Origin of the sequence: Kerstersia gyiorum, from assembly GCF_004216755.1 — a bacterium.
Classification (GTDB): Bacteria; Pseudomonadota; Gammaproteobacteria; order Burkholderiales; family Burkholderiaceae_B; genus Kerstersia; species Kerstersia gyiorum.
Window position 1 is genome coordinate 313,596 of sequence record NZ_SGWZ01000004.1, and the last position, 26,500, is coordinate 340,095.

Annotated in this window: 22 protein-coding genes and 1 pseudogene; 17 read left to right on the top strand and 6 right to left on the bottom strand. The window is 49.9% G+C overall.

Annotated features, from left to right (window positions below; translation table 11 throughout):
* The first annotated feature begins 194 nt into the window (after positions 1–194).
* Positions 195–1,910: a nitrite/sulfite reductase gene (locus EV679_RS13345; protein ID WP_130487475.1), complete on the top strand. Its 1,716-nt coding sequence runs from the start codon at positions 195–197 to the stop codon at positions 1,908–1,910.
* Positions 1,903–2,505: a DUF934 domain-containing protein gene (locus EV679_RS13350; RefSeq protein WP_130487476.1), complete on the top strand. Its 603-nt coding sequence runs from the start codon at positions 1,903–1,905 to the stop codon at positions 2,503–2,505. Before EV679_RS13345 ends, EV679_RS13350 begins: the two co-directional genes overlap by 8 nt.
* 121 nt (positions 2,506–2,626) lie before the next feature.
* Here the strand turns inward: EV679_RS13350 and EV679_RS13355 are convergent, their stop codons facing one another.
* From EV679_RS13355 to EV679_RS13375, 5 genes are all read right to left on the bottom strand, one after another.
* Positions 2,627–3,481: a 3-hydroxyacyl-CoA dehydrogenase family protein gene (locus EV679_RS13355; RefSeq protein ID WP_130487477.1), complete on the bottom strand. Its 855-nt coding sequence runs from the start codon at positions 3,479–3,481 to the stop codon at positions 2,627–2,629.
* 14 nt (positions 3,482–3,495) lie between these two features.
* Entirely contained in the window at positions 3,496–4,149 is a 654-nt protein-coding gene (locus tag EV679_RS13360; RefSeq protein WP_130487478.1) for an acetyltransferase, read from the bottom strand.
* 46 nt (positions 4,150–4,195) lie between these two features.
* Positions 4,196–4,792 carry a sugar transferase gene (locus EV679_RS13365; RefSeq protein WP_130487479.1) on the bottom strand — a complete coding sequence of 199 codons (597 nt, stop codon included), beginning with the start codon at positions 4,790–4,792 and terminating at the stop codon, positions 4,196–4,198.
* 29 nt (positions 4,793–4,821) lie between these two features.
* Positions 4,822–6,666, bottom strand: coding sequence for a polysaccharide biosynthesis protein (locus tag EV679_RS13370; RefSeq protein WP_130487480.1), 1,845 nt, complete (start codon positions 6,664–6,666; stop codon positions 4,822–4,824).
* Between the two features lie 326 nt (positions 6,667–6,992).
* Positions 6,993–8,168, bottom strand: coding sequence for a DegT/DnrJ/EryC1/StrS family aminotransferase (locus EV679_RS13375; protein ID WP_130487481.1), 1,176 nt, complete (start codon positions 8,166–8,168; stop codon positions 6,993–6,995).
* 199 nt (positions 8,169–8,367) lie between these two features.
* Between EV679_RS13375 and EV679_RS13380 the strand changes: the two genes are divergently transcribed.
* The 10 genes and pseudogenes from EV679_RS13380 to EV679_RS13425 all read left to right on the top strand — a co-directional run bounded on the left by EV679_RS13380 (position 8,368) and on the right by EV679_RS13425 (position 18,135).
* The gene (locus EV679_RS13380; protein WP_068369727.1) at positions 8,368–8,718 is read left to right on the top strand and encodes a MarR family EPS-associated transcriptional regulator; all 351 of its coding nucleotides are present in this window, start codon (positions 8,368–8,370) and stop codon (positions 8,716–8,718) included.
* 27 nt (positions 8,719–8,745) lie between these two features.
* The gene (gene tviB / locus EV679_RS13385) at positions 8,746–10,020 is read left to right on the top strand and encodes a Vi polysaccharide biosynthesis UDP-N-acetylglucosamine C-6 dehydrogenase TviB (RefSeq protein WP_130487482.1); all 1,275 of its coding nucleotides are present in this window, start codon (positions 8,746–8,748) and stop codon (positions 10,018–10,020) included.
* 25 nt (positions 10,021–10,045) lie between these two features.
* Positions 10,046–11,326 carry a lipopolysaccharide biosynthesis protein gene (locus tag EV679_RS13390; RefSeq protein ID WP_130487483.1) on the top strand — a complete coding sequence of 427 codons (1,281 nt, stop codon included), beginning with the start codon at positions 10,046–10,048 and terminating at the stop codon, positions 11,324–11,326.
* 145 nt (positions 11,327–11,471) lie between these two features.
* The gene (locus EV679_RS13395) at positions 11,472–12,641 is read left to right on the top strand and encodes a nucleotide sugar dehydrogenase (RefSeq protein ID WP_130487537.1); all 1,170 of its coding nucleotides are present in this window, start codon (positions 11,472–11,474) and stop codon (positions 12,639–12,641) included.
* 18 nt (positions 12,642–12,659) lie between these two features.
* The gene (locus tag EV679_RS13400) at positions 12,660–13,580 is read left to right on the top strand and encodes a glycosyltransferase family 2 protein (RefSeq protein ID WP_130487484.1); all 921 of its coding nucleotides are present in this window, start codon (positions 12,660–12,662) and stop codon (positions 13,578–13,580) included.
* Positions 13,581–13,693: 113 nt separating this feature from the next.
* A complete protein-coding gene (locus EV679_RS13405) occupies positions 13,694–14,632 on the top strand; it encodes an EpsG family protein (protein WP_165390052.1) in 939 nt (312 codons plus the stop codon).
* A 105-nt stretch (positions 14,633–14,737) separates the two neighbouring features.
* Positions 14,738–15,679 carry a glycosyltransferase family protein gene (locus EV679_RS13410; protein ID WP_130487486.1) on the top strand — a complete coding sequence of 314 codons (942 nt, stop codon included), beginning with the start codon at positions 14,738–14,740 and terminating at the stop codon, positions 15,677–15,679.
* A 411-nt stretch (positions 15,680–16,090) separates the two neighbouring features.
* Positions 16,091–17,123 (top strand): annotated as a pseudogene (locus tag EV679_RS13415) (IS110 family RNA-guided transposase).
* Positions 17,124–17,601: 478 nt separating this feature from the next.
* Positions 17,602–17,937, top strand: coding sequence for an integrase core domain-containing protein (locus tag EV679_RS13420; RefSeq protein ID WP_242611494.1), 336 nt, complete (start codon positions 17,602–17,604; stop codon positions 17,935–17,937).
* Between the two features lie 27 nt (positions 17,938–17,964).
* Entirely contained in the window at positions 17,965–18,135 is a 171-nt protein-coding gene (locus tag EV679_RS13425) for an integrase core domain-containing protein (protein WP_130487487.1), read from the top strand.
* A gap of 84 nt (positions 18,136–18,219) precedes the next feature.
* Here EV679_RS13425 and EV679_RS13430 read toward each other — a convergent pair whose 3' ends face one another.
* Positions 18,220–19,347 carry a glycosyltransferase family 4 protein gene (locus EV679_RS13430; RefSeq protein WP_130487488.1) on the bottom strand — a complete coding sequence of 376 codons (1,128 nt, stop codon included), beginning with the start codon at positions 19,345–19,347 and terminating at the stop codon, positions 18,220–18,222.
* 400 nt (positions 19,348–19,747) lie between these two features.
* Here EV679_RS13430 and EV679_RS13435 point away from each other — a divergent pair, with 400 nt between their 5' ends.
* From EV679_RS13435 to EV679_RS13455, 5 genes are all read left to right on the top strand, one after another.
* A complete protein-coding gene (locus tag EV679_RS13435; protein ID WP_165390053.1) occupies positions 19,748–20,869 on the top strand; it encodes a polysaccharide biosynthesis/export family protein in 1,122 nt (373 codons plus the stop codon).
* Positions 20,870–20,891: 22 nt separating this feature from the next.
* Positions 20,892–23,123, top strand: a complete 2,232-nt coding sequence (locus tag EV679_RS13440) for a polysaccharide biosynthesis tyrosine autokinase (protein WP_130487490.1) — start codon at positions 20,892–20,894, stop codon at positions 23,121–23,123.
* 134 nt (positions 23,124–23,257) lie between these two features.
* Positions 23,258–23,524, top strand: coding sequence for a hypothetical protein (locus EV679_RS13445; protein WP_207224932.1), 267 nt, complete (start codon positions 23,258–23,260; stop codon positions 23,522–23,524).
* A 129-nt stretch (positions 23,525–23,653) separates the two neighbouring features.
* On the top strand, positions 23,654–25,765 hold the full coding sequence (locus EV679_RS13450; protein WP_068369704.1) for a YjbH domain-containing protein: 2,112 nt from the start codon (positions 23,654–23,656) through the stop codon (positions 25,763–25,765).
* Entirely contained in the window at positions 25,762–26,475 is a 714-nt protein-coding gene (locus tag EV679_RS13455; RefSeq protein ID WP_130487492.1) for an MORN repeat-containing protein, read from the top strand. The genes EV679_RS13450 and EV679_RS13455 overlap by 4 nt, the downstream gene beginning before the upstream one ends.
* Positions 26,476–26,500 lie beyond the last annotated feature (25 nt).

Sequence of the window (26,500 nt, forward strand, 5' to 3'; positions counted from 1 at the left end):
CCACCTATTATTTTTCATGCTTCAAGCATCAGCTTATAGAAAAACTGTCTAAGAATGAATGGGGGGTTCTTATATCCTTGTCACTCCCCATTCCCGCCTTCATGCGGGGAAAACGGTCGCCTGGGGCCCGCAGGCTGCTGCTCCCGATGCTGCCTGCCGATAAGTGTGGCGTGCCGGCGCATCTGGATTCCTGTATGTATATTTACGATGAAATAGATCAACAACTGGTCGAGCAGCGCGTTGCTCAGTTTGCGGACCAGACCCGCCGCTTTCTCGCCAACGAGCTGACGGAAGACGAGTTCCGCGTGCTGCGCCTGCAAAACGGCCTGTACGTGCAGCGCCATGCGCCCATGCTGCGCGTGGCCATTCCCTACGGCATGCTGGCGTCACGGCAACTGCGAAAATTGGCCTTCATCGCCCGAAAATATGACCGCGGCTATGGGCACTTCAGCACACGCCAGAACATGCAGTTCAACTGGCCCAGGCTGGAAACCGTGCCGGAAATACTGGGCGAACTGGCGACGGTGCAGATGCACGCCATCCAGACCAGCGGCAACTGCATACGCAACACCACCACAGATCACTTTGCCGGTATTGCGCCGGACGAACTGGTCAACCCGCTGGTATGGTGCGAAATTATCCGCCAATGGTCCACGCTGCATCCCGAATTCGCTTTCCTGCCGCGCAAATTCAAGATCGCCGTCAGTGGCGCCGTGGTGGATCGGGCTGCCGTCGGCGTGCATGACATCGGCTTGCAAGCGGTCGAGCAGGATGGCGAAATCGGTTTTCGCGTCTGGATAGGCGGTGGCATGGGCCGCACGCCCATCGTCGGCAAGCTGGTCAAGCCATTTGTTGCCTGGTACGACCTGCTCACCTACCTGCAGGCTGCGCTGCGCGTCTATAACCTGCATGGCCGGCGTGACAACAAATACAAGGCGCGCATCAAAATCCTGGTCAAGGACCTGGGCGTCGAGGCCTACGCGGAACAGGTTGAAGAACAATGGCGGCATATCCGTGGCGGCCCAGACACCATCACCCAGGCTGAACTCGACCGCATTGCCACCCGCTTTACCTGGCCGGACTACGAAACCCTGACGACCCGACCCGAGGTGCACGATGCGCATGCGGCGGCGCACCCGCTATTCGCGCGCTGGCTGCGCACCAACGTGCATCCGCACAAGGTGCCAGGTTACGTTGCGGTGACAGTCTCTCTCAAGGCGACAGGCATCCCGCCAGGTGACATCACCGCTGACCAGATGGATTACGTGGCCGACCTGGCGGATGAGTATGGCTTTGGTGAGTTGCGCGTATCCCATGAGCAGAACCTGATCCTGGCCGACGTGCGGCACGATCGCCTGTTCGAGCTCTGGCAGCAATTGCGGGCACAGAACCTGGCAACACCGAATATCGGCATGCTGACCAACATCATCGCCTGTCCGGGGGGGGATTTCTGCGCATTGGCCAATGCGGTATCCATCCCCGTCGCCGAGGCCATACAACAACGTTTCGAGAATCTCGATTACCTATACGACATCGGGGAACTGGACTTGAATATCTCCGGCTGCATCAACTCCTGCGGTCACCATCACGTGGGGCATATCGGCATCCTGGGCGTGGATAAGGCCGGGGAGGAGTGGTATCAGGTTACGCTAGGCGGTCGCCAGAGCGGCGCCGGCGGCACGCCCGAAGGCGGTGCAGCCATAGGGAAAATCATAGGCCCGTCGTTTGCGCGGGAACATGTGCCCATCGTCGTGGAGCGACTGGTGGAAACCTATCTCTCCACCCGAGACAGTGACGCCGAGCGCTTCATTGACGTGGTCGAGCGCCTGGGCATCGCGCCCTTCAAAGACCACGTCTACGACGACCCCGTCTTGAACCCCAAGAAAGCCGCAGGAGCTGCACATGCCTGATACCCTGACAGCAAATCCGGCCGTGGACGCTCAGGCGCCTGCTGCTGAAGAATCAAAAGACGTGATCACCAAGCCGGTGCAACAGCCGCATCTGATCCGGCATGGTCAATTGGTGGAAAACGACGCCAGACTGTACGAAGCCGGGGAGGATGGGCCCGCATTGCCAGCAGATGAACCAGGCTGGCTGGTGCGTTTGCCGGCCTGGCTTGAAAACCTGGACGCGGCGAAAGGGCGCCTGCATCCGCTGGGCATCTGGATTGCTCCAGATGACGAAATCGCCAGCCTGCCCGGGGCGGAGCAGGGATTGATCCAACCGCAGGGTATCTGGTTGCTGGCGATCGACTTCCCTCAGTACACCGATGGCCGCGGCTACTCATTCGCGCAGATCCTGCGGACGCAATATGGATGGCAAGGGGAATTGCGTGCGGTAGGCGATGTGATGATAGACACCATCCACTACCAGGCGCGCTGCGGCTTTGACAGCTTCCTGGTCAAGCCCGGCCATGATCCTCAGCTGGCGCTGAAGGCTTTCCAGGCGTTTACGGTACGGTATCAGCGGTCTTATCCGGCGGCAGTACACATAGCAGGTTGCTGATGTTCAATTAGGGCGGAGTTTTTCAAAAAGAGGCTAGTCCGTTGATTGGCCTCTTTTTATTTTCCCTCTAGTTATATTGAACAGGCTCATGCATATAAAACTGTATCCGTAAAGACTTGGGCTATTGGCGCGTATATTTGAAAAAACCTTGTCCGCTTTTTCTGCCGAGAAGATTTGCTCGTACCATTTTTCGAAGTAATGGGTGGGCGCGATACTTGGGATCGCCGGTCTCGTTGTGAAGAGTTTCCATAATGGAAAGATTTACATCGTTACCGATTAGGTCGGCCAAGGCGAGGGGGCCAATTGGATGGTTGGCTCCTAATTTCATTGCCTTGTCAATTTCTTCGGCAGATGCCACTCCTTCTGCCAAAATACCTATGGCTTCATTGATCATCGGTATTAACATTCGATTGACAATAAATCCAGGTGCTTCATTGACAACAACAGGGTCTTTGCCTAGTTTTTTGGAAAAATCAAGCGCCCACTCCGTAGTGGTTGGGCTTGTTGTTAAACCAATGACAACTTCCGTGAGCTTCATCACGGTAGGCGGGTTGAAGAAATGCAACCCGATAACATTTTCGGGGTGCTTTGTCAGGCTGGCTAGTTGAGTAATGGATAATGAGGATGTGTTAGAAGCAATAATCGTGCTTTCATCAGCAATGCTAGATATTTTAGAGAAAACCGATTTTTTGCTTTCGATGTTTTCTGCAACTGCTTCAATGATAGTTTTTGCTGTTGCTAATTGTTCTATATGCTCAATAATGACTATTTTTTTGATTGCTTTTTGTGCAGCGTCAGAAGAAATTCTATTTTTTTCTTCAAGTTTTTTAATGCGCTGCTCGACGTCATGCTGAGCTGTTTGGGCAGGTGCTGGATTACGTCCAAGCCAGAGGATTTGGTCGATTAAGTCAGCTTGCGCAAGTATTTGTGCAATACCTTTTCCCATCGTTCCTGTGCCAATAAGACCAACTATCATTGCTTTCCTTTCTATTATAGTGCACGCAAGGGTTTTGCAGGGTTGCCTAGAACGGTTGCGCCTGCTGGCACGCTTTTGGTAACGACTGCACCCATGCCAACAATAGCTCCTGCCCCAATTACTATTGGTCGATTTGGCATGCTTTGTTTAATGACGGCACCAGTTCCAATATAGGCATGATCCTCAATGATAACCCCGCCATTGCACTTTACGGATGGAGCGAATGTGACATAGTCGCCAATGACGCAGTCATGTGCTACATATGAATAAATATTGGCATGAAAAAATTTGCCGATTTTGGCATTCGATGTAATTGTCGTAAACGGGCTAAGGATTGCACCAGAACCGATTTCATTAGCATCAAAAATGACAGTGCTGGGTGAGGTGATGGTAAATGGCTTGATGCCAGCAGCTATCAGTTCGTGGCTTATTCTTTCTCTCGTCTGAGAGTCACCAATGGCTATATTGAAGAATTTTTCAGTTTGAGTTAAGGCCAGGAACTCTTCTTTGCTTAAGAGCGGGTAACCGTTGATTGTTTCGGCGTTCTTGGTATCGCTGACAAAAACCAAACGGTAATTGTCTTGGAGTGACGCTTGCAACATCATTCTTGCTACAGGGATCGTTTCTCGTCCATAGCCACCGGCTCCGAAAATTGCGTATGTTTTCACGGTTTTTTCTTTGGTAAGTGTTTTTTTGCTGTATGAGATTGGCTGTTTACTTTGAGCTACCTTGGAATTTTTCCATGGTTGCTGAGCCTTCAGCTGTGATGCCGTCGCGGATAATAACTTTTTTCACTGTCAACCATAGAGTCTTGATATCCAGCCAAAGCGATTGGTGCTCCACATACCATGCATCAAATTCAAACTTTTGTTCCCAGGATATTGCGTTCCGGCCATTGACTTGGGCCCAGCCGGTAATGCCGGGTTTGACATTGTGACGGCTAGCCTGACGCGGGTTATACAGGTGCAGATATTCCATCAGCAGGGGGCGCGGGCCAACCAGGCTCATGTCACCTTTCAGGACATTCCAAAGTTCTGGTAATTCATCCAGGCTCGTGCTGCGCAGCATACGGCCAAAGGCCGTCAGGCGCTCGGCGTCCGGCAGGGGTTTGCCATTTGCATCAATCGCGTCCCGCATGGTGCGGAATTTGACCATCTCGAAAGGTTTGCCGCGCAGACCGGGACGGATTTGCCGAAACAGAACAGGCGAACCCAGTTTGCGGCGAACCTGGATTGCCACGACCAACAGCACCGGGCTGAGGAGGATCAGCGCGGTCAGGGAAACAACAATATCAAATAAACGTTTTATCATGATCAAAACCAGGAGCTAGCAATCACTGCTTACTGGGCGCCGCTTGGCGTGTATTCAGGAATCCAGCGTTTCAGCGTGGCACGTACTTCTTCGTCGCTCATCGGCGTGCGGTGCTGGCGCCATTCCAACAGGAAAACGGAGAGCTGGTCGGGTGTCTGGCGGGCACGGGCGATACGCAGTTTCGGGTGCGTGGTTTCCAGGGTTTCCTCGGCATCTGCCAACAGTTCTTCATACAGCTTTTCACCTGGGCGCAGGCCGGTAAACTCGATCCCGATCTGCTCTTCGGTCAAGCCTGCCAAACGGATCATGTTCCGCGCCATATCGGTGATTTTCACCGGTTCGCCCATATCCAGCACAAAGACTTCGCCGCCTTTACCCATGGCCGATGCCTGCAGCACCAATTGTGCCGCTTCCGGGATAGACATGAAATAGCGCGTGATTTCGGGATGGGTGACGGTAATGGGGCCGCCGGACTCGATCTGTTGCTTGAATTTCGGGATAACGCTGCCTGTGCTGCCCAGCACGTTGCCGAAACGAACCATCTGGAAGATGGTCTGGTTATCCGGACGGGTCTGCAAATCCAGGCAGGCCATCTCGGCCATGCGCTTGGTGGCGCCCATGACGTTGGTGGGATTGACAGCCTTGTCGGTAGAAATCAATACAAAACGCTTCACTCCATGGGCTTGCGCGATGCGTGCGACGTTCAGCGTACCAAAAACGTTGTTCCGGACGGCTTGCCAGGCGTTGCGCTGCTCCATCAGTGGAACGTGCTTGTAGGCCGCGGCGTGGAACACCACTTCAGGCTTGTACTCGGTGAAAATCTGGTCGATACGGATTTCGTCCTTGATATCGGCAGCCAGAGGCACAACTTCAATTTCGGAGCGGTGGGTACGGAACCATTGTTCGATGGTATAGAGGGCGAACTCGCTCGATTCCACCAGCAGAATCCGTGCGGGATGGAAGCGGGCCAGTTGGCGGCACAGTTCGCTACCAATAGAACCGCCCGCACCGGTAACCAGAATACGTCTGCCGGCCAGTAGCGTGCTGACATTCTCATCGTCGATTTTGACGGCTTCGCGTCCCAGCAAATCCTCTACCTTCACCGGGCGCATGCTGTTGATGGCGACGCGCCCGCTCATCAGTTCCGACAGGCTGGGGATGGTAAAGACTGTGGCGTGTGCGGACGTTGCAATCTGGGTAATGCGTTGGAAGGCCTCGCGGTTGGCCGTCGGGATAGCGATGATCACATGGCGCGCGTCGTAGCGGGTCAGAATCTCAGGCAGATCGTCCGTGGCGCCTTCCACCTGGTAGCCATGCAGTTCCTTGCCATGTATAGCGCGATTGTCATCCACCAGTGCGACAACGTTCCATTCTTTGCTGCGCTGCAATTCTTTCACCATTAGTGCGCCGGCGGCGCCTGCCCCGATGATGACCACAGGCTTGCCCGAACCGCCCGCCTTACGTTCCATACTGGCTTCTCGATACATGCGCCAGGCGACACGACCGCCGCCCATGATCAACAGGAGCAGAATCGGGTACAGGAAAATGACAGAACGCGGCACGATATGTTGTTCGGCCGTGGAGAACGCTGTCGTCAGCAGTAACAGTACTGCCGGAGCGAGGACAGCCTTAATGACCCGCTTCAGATCCGGCAGGCTGGCGAACATCCAGATGCCGCGGTAGAGCCCGGCATAACGGCAGATCAGAAGCTGAATGACCAGAAGTGCCGCCAAACCGACAAGAATTTGTGTGTTCTGGTCGCTGGGCCATTCAAAGTTGAAGCGCAGCAGGTAGGCACCCAGCCAGGCCAGGACAACTGCAATAAGGTCGAAAGCGACAGCGCTAAGGGCGCGCAAGCGTACGGGAGATATCATGCCGCGAGATAAAAAGGACTAAGGTAAGCCATCAAAAACGATAGGAAAAATCGCATTAATCGTATTAAACCCGGGGATTGTCGCATACGGTCCAATATGTTACGCATTATTGCTATTCTTGGTGAATATTAGACTATCGCTAGAGTGTGCAAACACCGGCTTTATGAAGTTTTGATGACGGCGGATGGGGGACAGACAGAGGGGCAGCAGCGACTTGCCAGCAAGTTTGCCAGATGAAAAACTGTGTTACATCACCAGGACGGGGGATGCGGAATTCCGCACATTAGGCAAAATTCCGCACCATGTGCCCAAAAACGAAACCGCCGTCAAGCGCTCGCTTGTTGAACGACCGACGTGATCACCTCATTGGTGCGCGCAATGTTCGCATCCGTCAGGGTAGGGTGGACCAGGAACATCAGGCTGGTTTCGCCCAGCGCCTTGGCCACGGGCAGGCTTGTTTGCGGGCGCCAGGGGGTGCCATCAAACGCTTTTTCCAGGTAAACCTCGGAGCAAGAGCCCGAGTAGGCAGGAACGCCTGCTGCATTGATTTCATGCAGGATGCGATCTCGGTTCCAGTCAGCTTTCAGTGCTTGGGGTTCAACAAAGACATAAGTCTTGTAGGCGGCGTGCACGATATGTTGAGGCACTTCCGGAACGCGCAGTGCCGGCAAGCGTCTTGCATTGTCCCAAATGCGGCTTGCATATTCCAGGCGGATGCGGTGCCATTCGGGCATGCGCTTGAGTTGAATGCGGCCAATGACAGCCTGCATTTCCATCATGCGCCAGTTGGTGCCAAAACTTTCGTGCAGCCAGCGGAAGCCGGGAGGGTGCTGGCGGTTGTAGACGGCATCCCAGGACTTACCGTGGTCCTTGTAGGACCACATCTTCTTCCAAAGCGCCTCATCATTGGTGGTGACCATGCCGCCTTCGCCGCCGGTGGTCATGATCTTGTCCTGGCAGAACGACCAGGCGCCGACATGCCCGATGGAGCCGACCGGCTTGCCACGGTACAACGCGCCGTGCGCCTGGGCGCAATCCTCGATGACATACAGGCCATGTTGCTCGGCCAAGGCCATGAGGCCATCCATTTCGCAAGGCCAGCCCGCCAGGTGCACTGCCACAATGGCTTTGGTGCGCGGCGAGAGCACGGCGGAAATGGTTTCCGGAGAAATGTTTTGGCTGTCCCTGTCCACATCGGCGAAGACGGGCGTGGCACCGGTGTTCACGATGGACGACACCGAAGCCAGGAAGGTGCGGGAGGTGACGATGACCTCATCACCGGCACCGATGCCCAGGGCAATGAGGGCGACATCCAGCGCTACCGTGCCGTTTGTCAGCGCCACGGCATGTTTGGTGCCGGCCCAGGCGGCGAATTCTTGCTCGAATTCGCGGGTTTCCTGTCCTGTCCAGTAGTTAACGCGATTGGAGAGCAATACTTGCTTGACCGCATCTGCTTCTTCTTCAGTAAAGCTGGGCCAAGGAGGGAAGGGAGTGTTCAGCATGAATGCAAGTCAAAAAAATTAAACAATTCAGGAATAAGCCGCGCCCATCCTGTTTCCGGTCGAATTATAGGACGGGACTCACCTGAATGCGAAAAAAAATAGAAATTTTATGCACTGAATATTCGCTGAAGCGGTATCATACGCACCGTTCAAAGACTGAACGCACCTGAGACATCACATCGTCGCTATGCATAAAGATATGAGCAATGAATATCACCTCAAGGTAATGCAGCTGATTTCCAAAGACCCTGATATCAGCCAGCGTGAGCTTGCTGCACGCCTGGGCGTTAGCCTGGGGAAGGTCAATTACTGCATGAAAGCCTTGGTGGGCAAGGGTTTGGTGAAAATTCAGAATTTCCGGAACAGCCAGAACAAGGTGGGCTACGTGTACCTGTTGACGCCGGAAGGCGTGGCCAGCAAAGCGAGACTGACCGTTCAGTATCTGAAGATACGTGTAAAAGAATACGATGCCTTGAAAGAAGAAATCGCGGAGTTGCAGCGGGATCTGGAGGCAAATGAATCTGTAATGTTTTGTCGCGAAGATGTTTAACTTTTGTATCAAACTGATAAATTAATTATGAATCTTGACGAAATTAAATTGGCAGTGGTTGGCTTGGGCTATGTGGGGCTGCCGCTGGCAGTCGAGTTTGGTAAAAAACGCCCCGTCATCGGTTTCGATATTAATAAAAAACGGATTGCTGAGTTGCAGCAGGGCACGGACAGCACGTTGGAGGTCAGCAACGAAGAGCTGGCTGAAGCGCATCAGCTGAGCTATACGGCCGACGTCAACGCCTTGCGCGAGGCCAACGTCTACATCGTGACGGTGCCCACGCCCATCGACGATTACAAGCGCCCGGACCTGACGCCGCTGATCAAGGCGAGCGAAACGATAGGCGGGGTGCTCAAGCGCGGCGATATCGTGATCTACGAATCGACGGTCTATCCTGGCGCGACGGAAGAAGACTGCGTGCCGGTGCTGGAACGGGTATCGGGCCTGAAGTTCGGGACGGACTTCCATGCCGGTTACAGCCCCGAGCGCATCAACCCGGGCGACAAGCAGCACCGTGTCAGCACCATCAAGAAAGTGACCTCCGGCTCGAACCCGAAAGTGGCGGAGCTGGTGGACCAGCTGTATGGCTCGATCATCGTGGCGGGCACGCACAAGGCGCCGAGCATCCGCGTGGCGGAAGCGGCCAAGGTCATCGAAAACACGCAGCGCGACGTGAACATCGCGCTGATCAACGAGCTGGCGCTGATCTTCAACCGCATGGGCATTGATACCGAAGCGGTGCTGCAGGCGGCGGGCACGAAGTGGAACTTCCTGCCGTTCCGTCCGGGCCTGGTGGGCGGCCACTGCATAGGCGTGGACCCTTACTACCTGACGCACAAGGCGCAGGCCATCGGTTATCACCCGGAAATCATCCTGGCGGGCCGCCGCCTGAACGACGACATGGGCCGCTATGTGGTGAGTCAGCTGGTCAAGGCCATGACGCGCAAGCGCATCATGGTTCAGGGCTCACGCGTGCTGATCATGGGCCTGACGTTCAAGGAAAACTGCCCGGACCTGCGCAACACGCGTGTGGTGGACATCGTCAAGGAGCTCAAGGAGTACAACGTTGAAGTGGACGTGTACGATCCGTGGGTAGATCCGGCCGAAGCGCAGCATGAATATGGCATCACGCCTGTGGCTCAGCCCGAGGCTGGCCAGTACGACGGTATCATCCTGGCCGTGTCGCATCACCAGTTTGTGGAAATGGGCGTGGAAGCCATCCGCAAGCTGGGCAAGCCCGACCATGTTTTGTATGACTTGAAGTATGTGTTATTAGAGTCAGAAAGTGATGTTCGATTGTGATGAGATGAATTGGATTAACTAAGTTATGAATTTTATTAAAAATAAATTTATAAGAAATGTTATTTTAATTGCAACAGGTACTGCTGGCGCTCAGATTATTTCTATTATTTTCGCGCCACTGATTACTCGTTTATATGGACCTGAAGCTTTTGGTGTACTAGGTACCTTTGTCGCTGTATTAGCGATAATGACTCCTATAGCTGCTCTAACTTTACCTATTGCAATCGTTTTGCCTAAAGATGATAATGAAGCTGTTGGTATTGCTAAGCTAAGTTTTTTTTTATCTTTGATATTGAGTCTAGCGGTAGCAATTGTGATTATTGTTGCCGAAAATGATTTGATAAGATTGATGAATTTGGAAGATGTTTCTAATTATCTTCTCCTGATTCCTGTTGCAATGTTTTTAAACGCATTGCAGCAGATCATTCAGCAATGGTTGATCAGAAAAAAACAATTTAAAGTTTCGGCCCGTATTGCGGTGTCTCAATCATTTATAGTTAATGTTGCTAAGGTTGGCGCTGGGTATTTTTATCCCTTTGGGGCTGTACTTATTGTTATTACTACTTTAGGTAATGCTTTATATGCTGTGCAATTATGGTTAGGTGAAAAAAAATGGGTCAATAAAGAAAATAAACTGAAATTAAAAGTAGAAACGCCAGATGCAAAGAAAATTTTTCTGAAATATTCAGACTTTCCAAAATTTAGAGCACCACAAGTTTTTTTGAATGCAATTTCACAAAGTTTTCCTGTTTTAATTTTGGCGGCATTCTACGGTACATCCGTAGCCGGATACTTTACCTTGAGTAAAACTATAATTTCCGCGCCAGCAGTGTTGCTAGGGATATCTATTGGGAATGTCTTCTATGCGCAAATTGTAGAACTGATTAACCTTGGTAAAAACCCTGTTCGAATTTTTCAAAAATCTACAGCAATAACCTTTTTGATTGGTGTTTTACCATTTGGCTTTGTAATGATTTTCGGAGGAGAAGTTTTTAGTTTTGTTTTTGGTGAGGAGTGGTTTTGGGCTGGAGTCTATGCAAAATATGTTTCAGTATGGATGCTTTTCTCTTTGGCTGCTAGGCCCGCAATTGCTTTGATCCCTGCCATCAAGATGCAAGGTGTTTTTCTGTTTCTAGAAGTTTTTTTTACGATTCTAAAAGTTATGGGATTTCTTGTTGGGATTTATATATATAACGACCCCTTAAGTTCTGTGATTATTTATTCAATGATTTCAGCATTTTTCTATTTGTTTTTGTATTTTTTAGTCTTGAAACGAGTGAATTCAAGTGACTTAAATTATACCTAATATTTGGTTGTATTTCATTAAAATTAGAGTCGCAGAATGTGTGGTCTAATTATTGAAATTAACGCGATTAATTTTCTGATTAGATTAATTTTAGTAACGAGAATTTAAATTTAAAATTGATAGGTTTTATTTTTTGGAAAAAATGATGAAGATTGTTGTGGTGGGTACAGGTTATGTTGGTTTATCAAATGCGATTCTTTTGGCACAAGAAAATGATGTTGTGGCAGTTGATTTAGTAAAATCAAAAGTTGATATGATTAATAATCGAATATCTCCAATTGATGATAAAGATATTGTGAGATTTCTAACTGAGAAAAATCTGAGTTTAACTGCAACGCTAGATGCCGAGGCAGCTTACTCTGATGCTGATTTTATTATTATTGCTACCCCTACTGATTACGACCCTATAACAGATAATTTCGATACAAGTAGTGTTGAATCGGTAATTCAAGTAGTTAATGTTGTCAATCCAAATGCTGTTGTTGTGATTAAATCTACGGTACCCGTAGGTTTTACTGAAAAAATTAAACGGAAATTTAATAATAAAAATATAATTTTTTCTCCTGAATTTCTTAGAGAAGGTAAGGCACTATATGATAATTTGTACCCTTCTCGCATTGTTGTAGCTGAAAATTCAGACCGAGGTCGGGTTTTTGCCAATCTTTTGCAAAGGGGCGCTATTAAAAAAAATATACCAGTACTTTTCACAGACCCAACTGAAGGAGAGGCGATAAAATTATTTGCAAACACATATTTGGCTATGCGGGTAGCATATTTTAATGAACTTGATAGCTATGCTCAGTCGTATGGTTTGGACTCCAGACAAATAATAGAAGGCGTTGGACTTGATCCTCGGATAGGTAGTCATTACAACAACCCATCGTTTGGTTATGGCGGATATTGTTTACCTAAAGATACTAAGCAGTTATTGGCTAATTATGAAAAAGTGCCAAATAATCTAATTCAAGCTATCGTTAGTGCAAATAGAACGCGTAAAGATTTTATTGCTGAATCTATAGCCGCTTTGAAGCCTAATGTAGTCGGAGTGTATCGTTTAGTAATGAAATCAGGTTCCGATAATTTTCGTGCATCTGCAATTCAAGGTGTAATGAAACGATTAAAAGGAAAAGGGATAAGGGTTGTTGTATATGAACCTGTTTTGAATGATGATTTGTTTTTTGGATCCGATGTAATTAAAAATCTTGATGAATTTAAGCACATTAGTGATGTGATCGTTGCAAATAGGCTCTCAGAAAACATTCTTGATGTTAAAGATAAAGTTTATACAAGAGATTTGTTTGGTAGCGATAGTTAAGAGGAGTAGGGTTTGGTTATGAATGAACGTGAGAAGAAGTATTCTTTGATTATTCCTCATTATAAAGACATAGTGAGGCTGCGCCGATTATTAGTTTCTTTACCAAAGCGTAATGATTTGCAGATTATTGTTGTTGATGACTTTAGTGTAAATATTCTAGATTTAAAAAAACTCGAAAACGAATTTGATAATCTTGAAATCTATCAACTACCTTCTAATCAAGGTGCTGGAGCAGCTAGAAATTTCGGGTTAGCCCAAGCGATAGGGAAATATTTGCTGTTTGCTGATGCTGATGATGAGTTTTTAACTGGCGCTTTTGATATTTTTGATTCGAAATTAATTGTCGAAGGTGATGTCTTTTATTTTTTATCAAAAGCAATCCAAGAAATTTCAGGGTTGCATTCTATTAGAGCTGATTATTTTAATCAATTATGTATTGAATATTTGGAGGACGAAACAGAAAACAAGCTCCTCAACCTGAAGTTAGGGCATTGTGTACCCTGGTCTAAGGTTTATTTGAGAGATTTCATCGTTTCTACAAAAATTATTTTTGATGAAACCTTTGTAGCTAATGACGTTTATTTTAATGTCATTAATGCATTATTGGCTAAAAGGATTTTTGTTTTTAATGATTATGTTTATAAAGTTTATCGCCTTTCAGATAGCTTAAGTAGTACAAGTAGTGCTTCCAGATTGATTACTAGAGTTTCTGTTTTGGCTAAGGTTGCAAGAAAAAGAAAAGAGCTAGGAATAGTGGAGAAAATGTATGGGTCAGGTTATTTGCTGGATGCGGCTAAGTTTGGTTTTCCAACTTTTTGCAAGATTTTCCTAATAATTTTAAGGTCTGATTTGCACTTTGGCCTGATGCGTTTTTTTGAACCGACTCGGTGGATTAAATACTTGAAGAACAGAAGTACATTGTCAGCTGAAAAAAAATGAATTGAATTTTTAATTGCTAGATTGTCTTTATTTTATTTTTATTCTTGTGATTTAAAAATAAATTTTAGAGTTGTGGCTAATTTTGCGATAATTTTTGTTCGGCGGGGTAATTGGTGATAAACAATAGTGATTATGGTCGTATATGCATCGTATTTATTCTTTCTTTTTTTTATGTTTATGCAATATACCGTTTTAATTTTATAAATCCACCTCCTTTAGAGTCGGATTATTTGCAGTATTTTGAGACATATAACTACACCACTCTTTACTTGGATCGTTTCGGAGTCGAGCTTATACTTCCCATATTGTTTTATATTTTTAACTCTCTAGGCGTTGAATTTTTTAATTTTTCCTTTTTGTTGGGAATTTTTTGGCTAATTCCAATTATTTTGCTTTCTAAAGAGGTTCGAAGTTCATACCTTATATTTTATTTTTTGTTTTTTATTTTTTATTTTCCCGCTAATTATGCTTTTTTGATGCGTCAGTATTTGTGTTTTTATTTTTTCTTGTTATACCTTTGTTGCTCTGGAAGGTTGCGATTTTTGTTTTTATTTTTGTCAATATTTACACATTTATCTGCAATTGTTTTTTTGATTTTTTGCAAAACTAATATTAAAAATAAAGAATTTTTTTATTTTTCTTTTTTAGCTGTATTTGTTATTTTTTTAGGTAATCAGTTAGGATTGGGGTTTTCCTCTGTGTTGCAATTTGTGGTTAATTTGGATATTGGAATATATGATATTCAAAGAAAGCTTTCTATGCTAACTCGATTGGGTGATGAAAATGTTTTTAATGATAGTATTTTGAATTATGTTATTTTGATTTTGTCTATGTTTTTACATTGTGTTTATTTGAGTGCTGGTGGTAAAAATAATAATATTATGTTGTTGATGTTTTTTAGTGCATGTATTGCTGTTATGTTTTCCGATTTTAAAATCTTAGCCAATCGTTTTGGATTTGCTGCATTCTTTTTCTCAATTCCATATTTTTTTATTGTTTTGAGTCGTTTTTCACTAAATTCTTCAGGGAAGTTTTTTGTTCGCAGTAATTGATTTTAAAATAATTCTATTTTTTACTAACCAGTTTTGACCGGTTTGTAGTAGGAATGGAATTTTTATTTTTTCTTGGTTCTTGGCATGGTGTGATGGTTGAATATTATGGCAATTATGATTGACTTGGTTGTTATTGGAAAAAATTCGGAAGATCTTTTAAGAAAAATATATGTAGAAGAATATTTATCTATATTGCGTAAGTATATTAATAGATTGATTTATGTTGATTCTCGATCATCAGATCAGTCTATTCAACTTATGAAAGATAATGGATTCGATGTTTGTATTGTTAATGAGGTTGAATTGACTGCCGCGGCAGGTCGTCATGTAGGTACTTTAGTGTCTCAGGCTGACTATGTGTTGTATCTGGATTCTGATATGCAATTAACGAATGTTGATTGCTTTTTTAATGATTTTTTTGATGTCGTAGAAAATAGAAAAGGCATTGGTTGTGTCGGTGTTGTTACGGATTTTTTTCCTAATGGTACTAAGAAAATTAGGCTAAGAAATAATAAGCAGTTTGATGTTGCTTCATCTTTTGGTGGATTTGTAATTCTGCACCGTGATTCGGTGATTAAAGCCGGAAATTGGAATAAAAATTTATTTTCCAATGAAGAGATGGATTTGTATGTTCGTTTGCAGTGTCAAGGAGGGTTGGTCTATTATTTGACATCAAGTGGAGTGAAACATTTTACGATTGTTCCATCAAGGTTGCATTCGTTATTAGGAGTTTACCTTCCTCTTCGTAAAGGACGATATGGTTCTCTGGGAAAATTGCTGGCAAATCAACGTAGTTTTTGTTCTACTATTAAAGTGATAAATTTTCATCGCGAGGTTTTTTTGTTTATTTCTGCTGTTGTGTTTTTATTTTTTTCAATTTATTTATTTCTAATTGCAATAGGTATATTAGTTGTGGATGTAAAAAAACGTAAGAGCTTGTCCTATGTGGCAGTAGTTCCAGGGCTTGCTGTGTCAACGGTGGTTTGTTTTTTATTGGAATTTATGAAAAAAAATAAAGGTAAGGTTGTTTCGTATGAGAATGTTTAAATGATTTGTTTGGTTATTTTATAATTATAAATTTTTAGATATGTGAAATATAAAAGCACATTTTCTATTTTTTTTGTTTTTGTGTCAATGTAAAATTTGATAATAGTTTTTTTGGTGGCGGTAAGCACAAAAATACTTAATTTGATTAACTGGTTTTTATATTGACCGAGTAAGATATGTAATGACTTTGCAGAATTTTGGCATTCCTCCAAAAAAATGGACACGGTCGTTAGTTATGATTTATTTACTGACGGAGAGTGCTATGCGCCAACGAAAAAGGTATTTAGGGGAACTTAAACTTGAAGCAATACAGTTTGGTAAGCAATGGGATGGACGCCCCCACTCGTAACGGCATCAATGTGCCAAAGTGGAGGTGTTGAGCAACCACTTGAACCGAGAGGGGCGTCCGCCATGAAGATTACAACCGTTGGCATTGACCTTGCAAAGAACGTATTTCAGATTCACGGTGTGGATGAGCGAGGCAAGGCCGTGCTGAAGAAGCAGATCAAGCGTGAGCAGATGGCGGTTTTCTTTGTCAATTTGCCGCCGTGCTTGATTGGGATGGAGGCATGCGGCAGCGCGCATCATTGGGCCCGCAAGCTGCAAGAGATGGGGCATACATACGGTGCGTTTGATGGCTCCGCAGTTCGTCAAGCCGTACGTCAAGAGCAACAAGAATGATGCGGCCGATGCCGAGGCGATCTGCGAAGCGGTCGGGCGGCCGAACATGAGGTTTGTTCCGATCAAGAATGTGGAGCAGCAATCGGTGTTGGCATTACATCGTGCACGCCAGGGATTCGTGAGAGCGCGTACCGCGCAGGCCAACCAGATCCGGGGTTTGTTGGCCGAGTTCGGTCTTGTCGTGCCCAAGGGCTTGGCGCATATCGCCAAGCAGGTGCCGGAATTGATTGAGGATGCGTCGAATGAACTGACGGGATCGTTCCGCCGACTCGTGCAGCGTCTTCTGGAGCATTTGCAAGAGCTGGATAGGCAGGTAGGCGAGTTGGAGCTACAGATCAAGGTATGGCATCGGGAAAACGAGGCCAGCAGCCGCTTGGAGAAGATTCCAGGGATCGGCCCGATCACGGCCAGCGCATTGGTAGCAACGATTGGAGATGCCAAGAATTTCTCCAGCGGCCGGCAGGTCGCGGCCTGGCTGGGCCTGGTTCCCAGGCAGCACTCCAGTGGTGGCAAGGACGTGTTGCTCGGCATGAGCAAGCGCGGGGACACGTATTTGCGAACGCTGCTGATTCATGGCGCTCGGGCAGTGATCTTCAGAGCGCAGCAGAAAGCGGATAAGAGCAGCTGGCTACACCGGTTGTTGGCCCGGCGCAATCCGAACGTGGCCGCAGTGGCGTTGGCCAACAAGAATGCCCGAATGGTGTGGGCGTTGTTGGCCCACGGCCGGCAGTTCCGACCGGATTACGAGCCTGTCGTCTCGTAATCCGGTCGGCCCGAAGTTTCTTTATCGAAAAGTAGGAGTAGTGTGTCACCGATTGCTCAGGCGATCATGAAGTGATGGCAAGACAGGTCAGACCGTGGTTGGCATAACCCGCGACGGACGAGGCACTTCGAGTGCGTGTAAGCGATTGGGCACCGACCAGCAGAACCCATCAGGGACAGCAGCGTGGCTGCACGTAAAGTCCGAATGTACGGGTGCAATCTTTACCTTCGCGGCATCATGAATTGAAAGCTTGGCAAACCGGGGGCGTCCATGTACGTCCGGGCAACGCACATTGACGAACGGCCGCGTTAGCGGCCGTTATCTTTTAGCGTGTCGTGTCAGGTTGCGTAACCGTCCGGTGAACTCACCTTGAAGTGTTAGCAAGAGCACACGAAGATATTGTTCCATTTAAATAGGCGGAGCAGTATGTACTTGGAGGAACGGGCGGTAGCTGGGCTGCGGTGCCCTGGAACACGCCTTGATCGCTCGATTCGGTACGCTGGGAGGAGTGCCGGTGCCGTCCCTGCTTCGGTCTGATAACGGGCTCGTTTTTACGTCACGTGACTACACCGCGTTAGTGCGCAGCTACGGGCTGCGCCAGGAGTTCATCACGCCACACTGCCCACAGCAGAATGGCATGGTCGAACGCGTGATCCGCACACTGAAAGAGCAATGTGCACATCGCCACCGCTTCGAAACCCTGCAGCATGCCAGCCGCGTGATTGGTGACTGGATACGCTTTTATAACCATCAACGGCCCCACCAGGCGCTGAAGATGAAAACCCCGGCTCAAGCCTACGCTTTAGCCGCATAAGTTGAGCAGGTTCTGCTGGGTCATTACATGAACGTGCATTGGTTTCTGTCGATTGACGATGCACGCGAAAAGATCGAATCCTGGCGGTGTGATTACAATGAATTCAGGCCGCACAGTTCACTGTGTAACCTGACTCCCCGCGAGTTCCGACTCGCACACGTTAACAGCCAGAATCTCCAGGTCTCGGTGATCAGTTAAGCGGGAGGAGGTCAGTACAAAGAAATCTGCTATATGCTTAGTTGATTAAATTTTTGATGAACAGCATATTTCGAACTTTCTAAGTTATCTTTGGTGCAATAATGAATCTAACATTGCTTGGTTGACTGCATGAACGTCATACTTTGATACGGCAAGTTCACGAGACCGAATGGCCATCCGTTGTATGAGGTTGGGGTTCTCGATTAATTTTTCCATTGCAGAGGCAAGGGCAGGAATAGATTTGACAGGCACCAGGAAGCCATTTTCACCGCCTATGACGGTCTCCTTGCACCCAGGCGCATCGGTTGTGATGATAGCTCGACCCATTGCCATGGCTTCCAAAACTGTACGGGGTGTGCCTTCTCTATATGACGGAAGTACATAAACAGAGGATGCGGCGATGGCGGGGCGAACATCTTGTAGCTTTCCCCAGAATTTTATTAATCCCTCTGATATCCAGCTGTCCAATTCGGCTTGGCTGATTGCATCTGGGTTCTGATCTATCCAGCCAACCAAATGGAATTCCACTTCTGGGTGCTTGGATTTTATGTTGCGTGCAGCTTCGATATATTCTCTAACACCTTTGTCTCCTAATAGTCTGGCAATCATTAGGAATGTGATGTTTTTGGTTTGCAGCGGAGTAAGGGGGAATTGTTGAATGTCTACGCCTGATCCGTTGAGGATTTTATTTTCAGTGGTTTTTTTAAGTATCTGTTTTTCAAGGAAAAGCTGTCGGTCGTCTGGGTTTTGAAAGAAAACGATATCTGCACCATTTAAGGCTCGGCGATATAATTTCATGACGATTTTTTTTACAAGGCTTTGTCTTGGGCTGATAAATGCGTAACCTAGGCCTGTAATTAGCGCTGCTTTGCGTGGCACTTTTAATAGCGTAGCAGCTATTAGTCCATAAACGACTGGTTTGACTGTATAGGCGAGAAAAATTTGTGGGCGGGTTTTTTTGATTAATCGGTATAGATGACGCAGAGTGTTCAAATCTTTGAGTGGATTCGTGCCTGTCCGTTGCATCGGTATTTCATGAGCTTGTACGCCGATTGCTTGAAAGTGACTGTGCATATCTTTTGATATTTCTGGTGCGGCGACATGAACGTCGAGCCCTTTATCAAGTAGCGCTTGAATAAGCGGCCCGCGAAAATTAATGAGTGATTCTGCCAGGCTGGCTACAATCAGGATTCGATTTTGAATTGTTTGCATGTGGATGGGTGTTTTGGCGTAAATTACTTAGCGTGGTTGATGTGTGTGGCAAAACATGAAAATTTGTAATATTTTCTTTTTTTGTGTTGGTGATGCTGAAAGAAAATTGTCATTTTTTGACAGGCGCTACTGTTTAGCAGATAAGGCTGGATTATCAGTCTGAGGCTTAAAATTCGCGTAAATCAAGGGTTTGAGCGATGCTGGTGGCTGTATATTGACCTCGGGTAGTATGACTGTTTTGCATAAGTGCCACGTCTGGGGGGGCACGTTTGCCCACGATCTGCAAAGCGTTGGCTACTTTGTACTACCCACTAGTTGTCTTCGCTCTGGCTGTGAAATAATAGCAACGATTTTTTCTTGCTGATAACTTTAGAAATACATGAATTGGGGGATGCCTGACATGGCAAAAACGCTGAAGCTGGCTGCGCTGCTGCCGGTTGCGTTGTTGAGTGCTTGCACTGGTATGTATATAGGCGTGCAGGCGCCGGAGCAGGCGCAGGAAGCTGAGTTGACCAGCGAAGATATTGCGTCCAGGGCGGATATTCACAGTATCAACGCGCAGTCGTTGGCAGAACTCCTCGCGGCTCAGCGCGCCTCCGCAGCCAGGCAACGGCAGCAGGTTGTCTCGGGGCAACAGGAGCAGGGCTCTGGCTATCAGTATCTTTTGGCTCCTCAGGACGTGCTGAATATTACGGTTTGGAACCATCCTGAGCTGAATAATCCTGCGGGGCAGCTGAGCAGCGATCTGGCTGGCCGGCCCATCAATGACGACGGTTATTTCTTTTACCCTTATGTCGGGCGCATCAAGGCAGCCGGCCGCACGCCAGCCCAGATTCGCACGGAACTGACCCAAAAGTTGACGCGCTACCTGACTGAGCCGCAGGTTGATGTGTCAGTGCTTAGCTATCGTGGCCGCAGGGCGTTTGCTTCTGGAGAGCTGAAAAGCCCAGGGCCCAGGCCGATTACGGATGTGCCTTTGCGCGTGACGGATCTGGTTGCGCAATCCGGTGGCTTGACCGAGAAGGCCGACCTGAGAAATGCCATCCTGACGCGCAAAGGGGTGGCGCAGCCGTTGGATCTTTATGCCCTGTACTATGAGGGCGACCTGGGACAGGATGTGCTGTTGCAGGAAGGTGATATTGTCACGGTCCCTGAACGCCGTTTTGATAAGGTTTTTGTCTTAGGCGAGGTGCTCGCTCCTCAGTCGAAGATCATGCCGCTGGGGCGTTATACCTTGTCTGAAGCGCTCAGCGATGCGGGTGGTCTGAACCAGACCACTTCCAATGCGGCGCAGGTGTATGTGTTGCGCGGTACGGATACCGGCCGTCCGCAGATATGGCATCTGAATGCCAAGGCGCCAGATGCTCTGATTCTGGCGGATAGTTTCGAATTGAAACCACGCGATGTAGTGTTTGTTGACCCGGCAGCAGTCACGCGCTGGTCTCGTGTGCTGAATCAGATTCTGCCCACGTCTACCTTCCTGGTGACGGGCGCAAAAAATATCAATGACATCAGCAATTAATTTTCCAGCCTAGACGTTTCCAATGACTGACTCAAAAAATGTTCGTACCGATGTCGGCGGTTCCGATGAAATCAGCCTGGGTGAGATTTTTAATGCGCTGTTGCAGCGTTGGGTCTTGATTGCCAGTATTTTTGTTGCAGTGCTTGTCATCGGCGTGGCTTATGCGCTTTTGGCCAGGCCGGTCTACCAGGCAGACGCGCTGATTCAGGTGGAAGACCAAAAGGGCTCGGCGCTTAGCGGGCTGTCTCAACTGTCGGAGTTTATCGGTGTTCAGCAGAGCTCCGTGTCCGGAGAGCTCGAAATTCTGCGCTCTCGTGAAGTATTGATGAAGGCGGTGCAGGGGACGCGTGCGGATTTGCTGGTCGAGGTGGATAACCGGTTTCCCTTGATTGGTGAATGGTTTGCGCGACGCTACTCTGATGATGGCGTGGCTGCGCCTAAATTGGGTTTAAGCGGCTATGCCTGGGGGGGAGAGCAGATAGATGTCGCAGAATTCAATGTTCCTTCGGGGGCTTGGGAACAGCCTTTTTTTGTTATCGCCTCAGAGAATGGCTTTACCTTGGTTGATGAGGAAGGCAATGGGCTGGCAGAAGGTGCAGTGGGCGAGCGAGTTAATTTTTCCATTAATGGCCAGGATGCGACGCTTGCGCTGAAAGTGCTGCAGGCTCGTCCTGGAACTAGGTTTCTAGTACAGAAAAATTCTCCTTATGAAACTGCCGAGCAGATACGTCAGCAATTGTCTGCGACCGAAGCCGGCAAGCAAAGCAACGTCATTCGCCTCCGCTACGAAGCCTACGACCAACAGTTTGCGCAAGACCTGGTCAATGCCATCGCTCGCGCCTATCTTGCCCAGAACGTTGAGCGTCGCAGCGCCGAGGCTCGCAGCAGCTTGCAGTTCCTGGAAACCCAGTTGCCCGAGCTCAAGCGGACTGTGGATTCCATGGAAGAGTCGCTCAGCAATTACCGCTCCAAGAGTGGCACGATTGCCATTAACAAGGAAGCGGAAGGGCTGCTGCAGCAAGCCATCAGCCTGGAAAACAATCGCCTGGAACTGGAACTGAAGCGCGATGAGTTGTTGCAGCGTTTCAAGCCCGAGCATCCTTCGGTGAAGGCGATTCAGCAGCAGTTGGCTCAAGTGCAACAGGCGAGCAACCGGTTGAACAGCAGTATCGACAAGCTGCCGCAGGCACAAAAAGATCTGCTGCGCCTGGAACGCGATGCCAAGGTCAACACTGAGCTGTATATTTCCTTGTTGAATAATGCTCAGGAGTTGAAGATCGCAGAAGCGGGCACCGTGGGTAACGTGCGGATCATCGACTTTGCTGTTCCGAATAACAAGCCCGTGGCGCCCAAGAAGGCCTTGATCGTTGCCGTTAGCGCAGTATTGGGTTTGATGCTCGGTATCTTCGCTGCCCTGGTCATGCGTTTCCTGCGTCCTGCTATTCAGCGCAGCGAGCAGATCGAACAGGGAACTGGCCTGACGACCTACGTGACGGTGCCGGAATCGGATACGCAGCGTCGTTTCCGTATCTCCACCCGGCGTTCGCGCAAGATGTTGCCTGGCGAAGCGGCCGGCGCCAACGTACTGGCTTTGTCGCAGCCGGATGATCCTGCGGTAGAAAGCCTGCGTTCGCTGCGTACCGGGCTGGCGTTCGCGTTGATGGGCGCGGAAGGCAAGGTACTGGTCATCACTGGCGCTACGGCTGGGGTGGGCAAGAGCTTTATTTCCACCAACCTGGCAGCGCTGCTGGCGGCGAACGGCAAGCGGGTGCTGTTGGTGGATACCGATTTGCGCCGTCCGCGTTTGGCGGAGTACTTTGCCTACGAGCGCAAGGAAAATGGCCTGTCTAACGTGCTGGCAGGGACGGCGGAGCTTGATGCTGTCATCCGGCCGATCGTGCAGAACCTGGATGTGATGCCTGCTGGCTCCACGCCGCCCAACCCCGGTGAGTTGTTGTTGAGCGACCGTTTTGCCGAGATGTTGAAGCAGTTGGAAGGGCGTTACGACCATATCCTGCTGGATACGCCGCCCATTCTGCCTGTGGCCGATACGCTGGCTGTCATGCAGTACGCCGCTGTTGCCTTCATGGTGGCTCGCGCGGAGCAAACTACCGTTAACGAGTTGCGTGATGCCATGGCCAAGCTCAACAGCGCAGGCGTGGCCGAGCCGATGAAGGGCGTGATCTTCAATGGCGTGCGTCGTAACCGGCTGGGTTATGGTTCATCCTACAAGTATTACTATAGTTATAAATAAGTAACGATTTTCAAGGTGTTGCGATATGTTTGAATGTTTGACGCACACCTTGTTTTCCAATAGGTTTGGGTTGGGGATAGGTATAATCTCCATTTAGTTGTAAATTTTGGGTTAATTCTTTAAAAGGGGCTCACATGAAAGTTCAACAACTGATCGCTTTCGCTGCTGCTGCGATGATCAGCACCGGTGCCATCGCGGCTGAAGGCGCTGCCGGCACCAACGCTGCTGCCAGCACGGCAACGACCAGCACTGCTGCTTCCAGCGGCGCTGCTGCTGGCGTGGGCGCGGGTGGTGTCAGCACCGCCGTCATCGGCGCTGGCGTGGCCGTGGTTGCTGGCGCTGCCATCATCGGTGGCGTTATCTCCTCCAGCACCGAATCGTCGTCGACCAGCCACCACTAATCCAGCTGATAGCCTGTATATGTTTATTGGCTTTTCAGCCTAGGTGGTATTTCGATGTATGAGCATAAGCCGGGCGGGCTTCCGCCCGTCCGACTTGGCGCTGCGCTTGTGTTGGGGGCAATGGCTGTTATGGCTTCCCCGGCGCAGGCGCAGCCTGCTTCCAGCGGCCTGACTGGCCTGATCAACATGCCTTCGGGCCGCATGGAGCAGGAAGGTTTATTTACTGCAGGCTACAGCCGCACTGCGCCGTACAGTGCGCCGTACCTGAATATTCAGATGTTTTCCTGGCTGCAAGTGGCCGGGCGCTATACACGGATCAGCGGCACCAAGGCCCTGACTGATGATTACGGCGCAAATAAGGATAAGGCCGCCGCTTTCAAGGTGCGCTTGCTTCCTGAAAACGCCTGGGGCGTGTCCTGGTTGCCCGAAGTTTCTCTGGGCATGGATGATTTCCATGGCACCAAGCTGTTTCATAACGAATTCATCGCCGCCAGCAAGCGTTTCCAATTGTGGAACCTTGGTGATGCCGACGTAACGGTTGGTTATGGCCGCAAGCGCATTGATGGCGCTTTCGGTGGCGTGCGCTTCACGCCCAGCGCCTTGCCTTCCTGGAGCGTGGTTGCTGAATATGATGCGACCAATTTCCAGAAAGACAATAGCGTAGAGATTACCGGCGTGAATGAGCGCCGGACCGGTAATGTGCATGCCGCGCTGGAGTACCGCTGGGGCGGGTTCTCGGTGCGTGCTGGCCGTGAGCACGGCAATACCGCTTTCAATCTTGCGGTCAGCATTCCGCTGCAGCAGCGTGACCTGATTCCCAAGATGGACGAAACCGGGCCGTTTAATGATGGCAATTGGTTCCTGGGGGAACCGCGCCCGACTGCCCTGCAATGGGAGCAGGACCGCTCTTATCGTCAGGGGATGCTGCGCAGCCTGCATGAAGAAGGCCTGCGCGATGTGCGTGTCGCTTATGTCGATGGCGTGATGTCGCTGTCCATTTCCGGTTCGCGCCACCTGCATCCGTCGCGTGCGGCTGGCCGTGCCGCACGTATCGCGATGGCCTATGCGCCGATTGAAACCAGCACGCTGGAGATTACCTGGGAAGCCCTGGACCTGCAGGGCCTGACCTGGACGTTCTACAACGTGCCGATGTTGTCCCGTTACTTCGCCGGTACTGCCACTCGCAAGGATCTGCGCAACAGCGTGCGTATTACCTACGCGGACCCAGATGGCAGGACGGCCGCCAGCCAGCATAATGACCTGGATGCCGTGCTGGACGCTGCCGCATTGACGGATGGCGGTTATACGGGCGGCATGGGCGGAAGCCCGTTCGCCTGGAGCTTCGGTACCCACGGGCAAACGACCCTGTCCTTGTCGCCATATATCAGTTCGTACTTGAACGATCCCAGTGGCGCATTCAAGTACGACATAGGACTGATTGCCGATGCGCGGGCACACTTGGCGCGTGGCTGGTGGCTGGATGGCGCCATCAAGGGTTCGGTGTTCGAGAACGTCAGTGACGTTACCCAGCCGTCGAACTCTTTGCTGCCCCATGTGCGTTCGGATCTGGCCGAGTACCGTCAGGCTTCCCGGGTGAAGTTGTCCAAGCTGTTGGTGAACAAGTATTGGCAACCGGCCGAGCGCGTCTATCTGCGCGCCTCCGGCGGTTTGTACGAAGAAATGTACGGCGGTGCAGGGGGCCAGGCCCTCTACCTGGGGCGCGATGGCAATTGGGGCGCCGATCTGGCGGTCGATTTCCTGAAGCAGCGTAACTTCAAGGGCACCGGTTTCATGGATTACCGTACGCATACGGTCATCGGTTCCTTGCATTACCGCCTGCCATTGGTGCCGGATACCACGGCAACGATTCGTGCGGGCCGTTTCCTGGCCGGCGACCGTGGCGCCCGCTTTGAGATCAAGCGCACATTCCGCTCCGGCGTGGAGCTGGGGCTCTGGTATACGCGCACCAACGGCGATGACATCACGTCGCCGGGCAGTCCGGGCAACCCGTACTACGACAAGGGCGTATTCATGCGCATTCCGCTGGCGACGCTTTCTACTCGGGACAATGGTTCCGTGGTGCATATGTCGCTTTCGCCGTGGAACCGGGACGTTGGGCAGATGGTGCAGTCGCCGGGCGACCTGTACCAGATGGCCGAGCAGCATTGGTTGCAGAATGCGCTGGATGGCGACGGCTTGCGTAGCTTCGGTGATGTGTATGGTGAGGAGGACCAGCCATGACAAAACCAGGGCTGGCGGCCGGCCTGATTGGCGGGTTGCTGTTCGTTGTGTCCGGGGCGGCCTGGGCCTCAGACGAATCGGATTGTTGGGTGGCCGACGAGACGCTGCGTGGGCATTTCCAGGGCATGTGCGTGAATGGCAAGGCCCAGGGCGAAGGCCGGGCCTGGAAGACCGGCGGCGCCTATTACGAAGGAACGTTCGAGCAGGGCATGCGTGACGGCAAGGGCGTGCATGTCTACCCCAATGGGGACACGTATTCCGGCGAATGGTCGCAAGACCGGCGCGAGGGTACTGGCCGCTATGCCTATGGAGACCAATCCCCGTGGCGCGGCGACGTGTATTTCGGCGGCTGGCGCAATGATATGCGCCAGGGCCAAGGTACCTATGTTTTCTGGCCCTCCGGCGAGCGCTTTGTGGCGCAATGGCATGAGAACGCAACGGATACGCCTGCCGGGCCGACCATGACGCGGCGCAAGCAGGCGGTGGCAAGCCTGGCGCCTATTGTTGGCAAGCCGGGGACGGAAGTGTGTTCGATTTCGACCGAAGGCGCGGCGGTGGACCAATTGGCGCACGGCATCGTGCGCGACGTGGTAGACGACCGCCTATTGGTGGAAATCCGGGAGGAAGCCGTGCTCGCCGCCAGCAAGAAGCCTGGATTGAACCCTCGTTGGGAAATTTTGACTGATTGGATGTTATGTCCCCGCAAATGAATTCTGTTGCTGGCTCGAAAGCAGC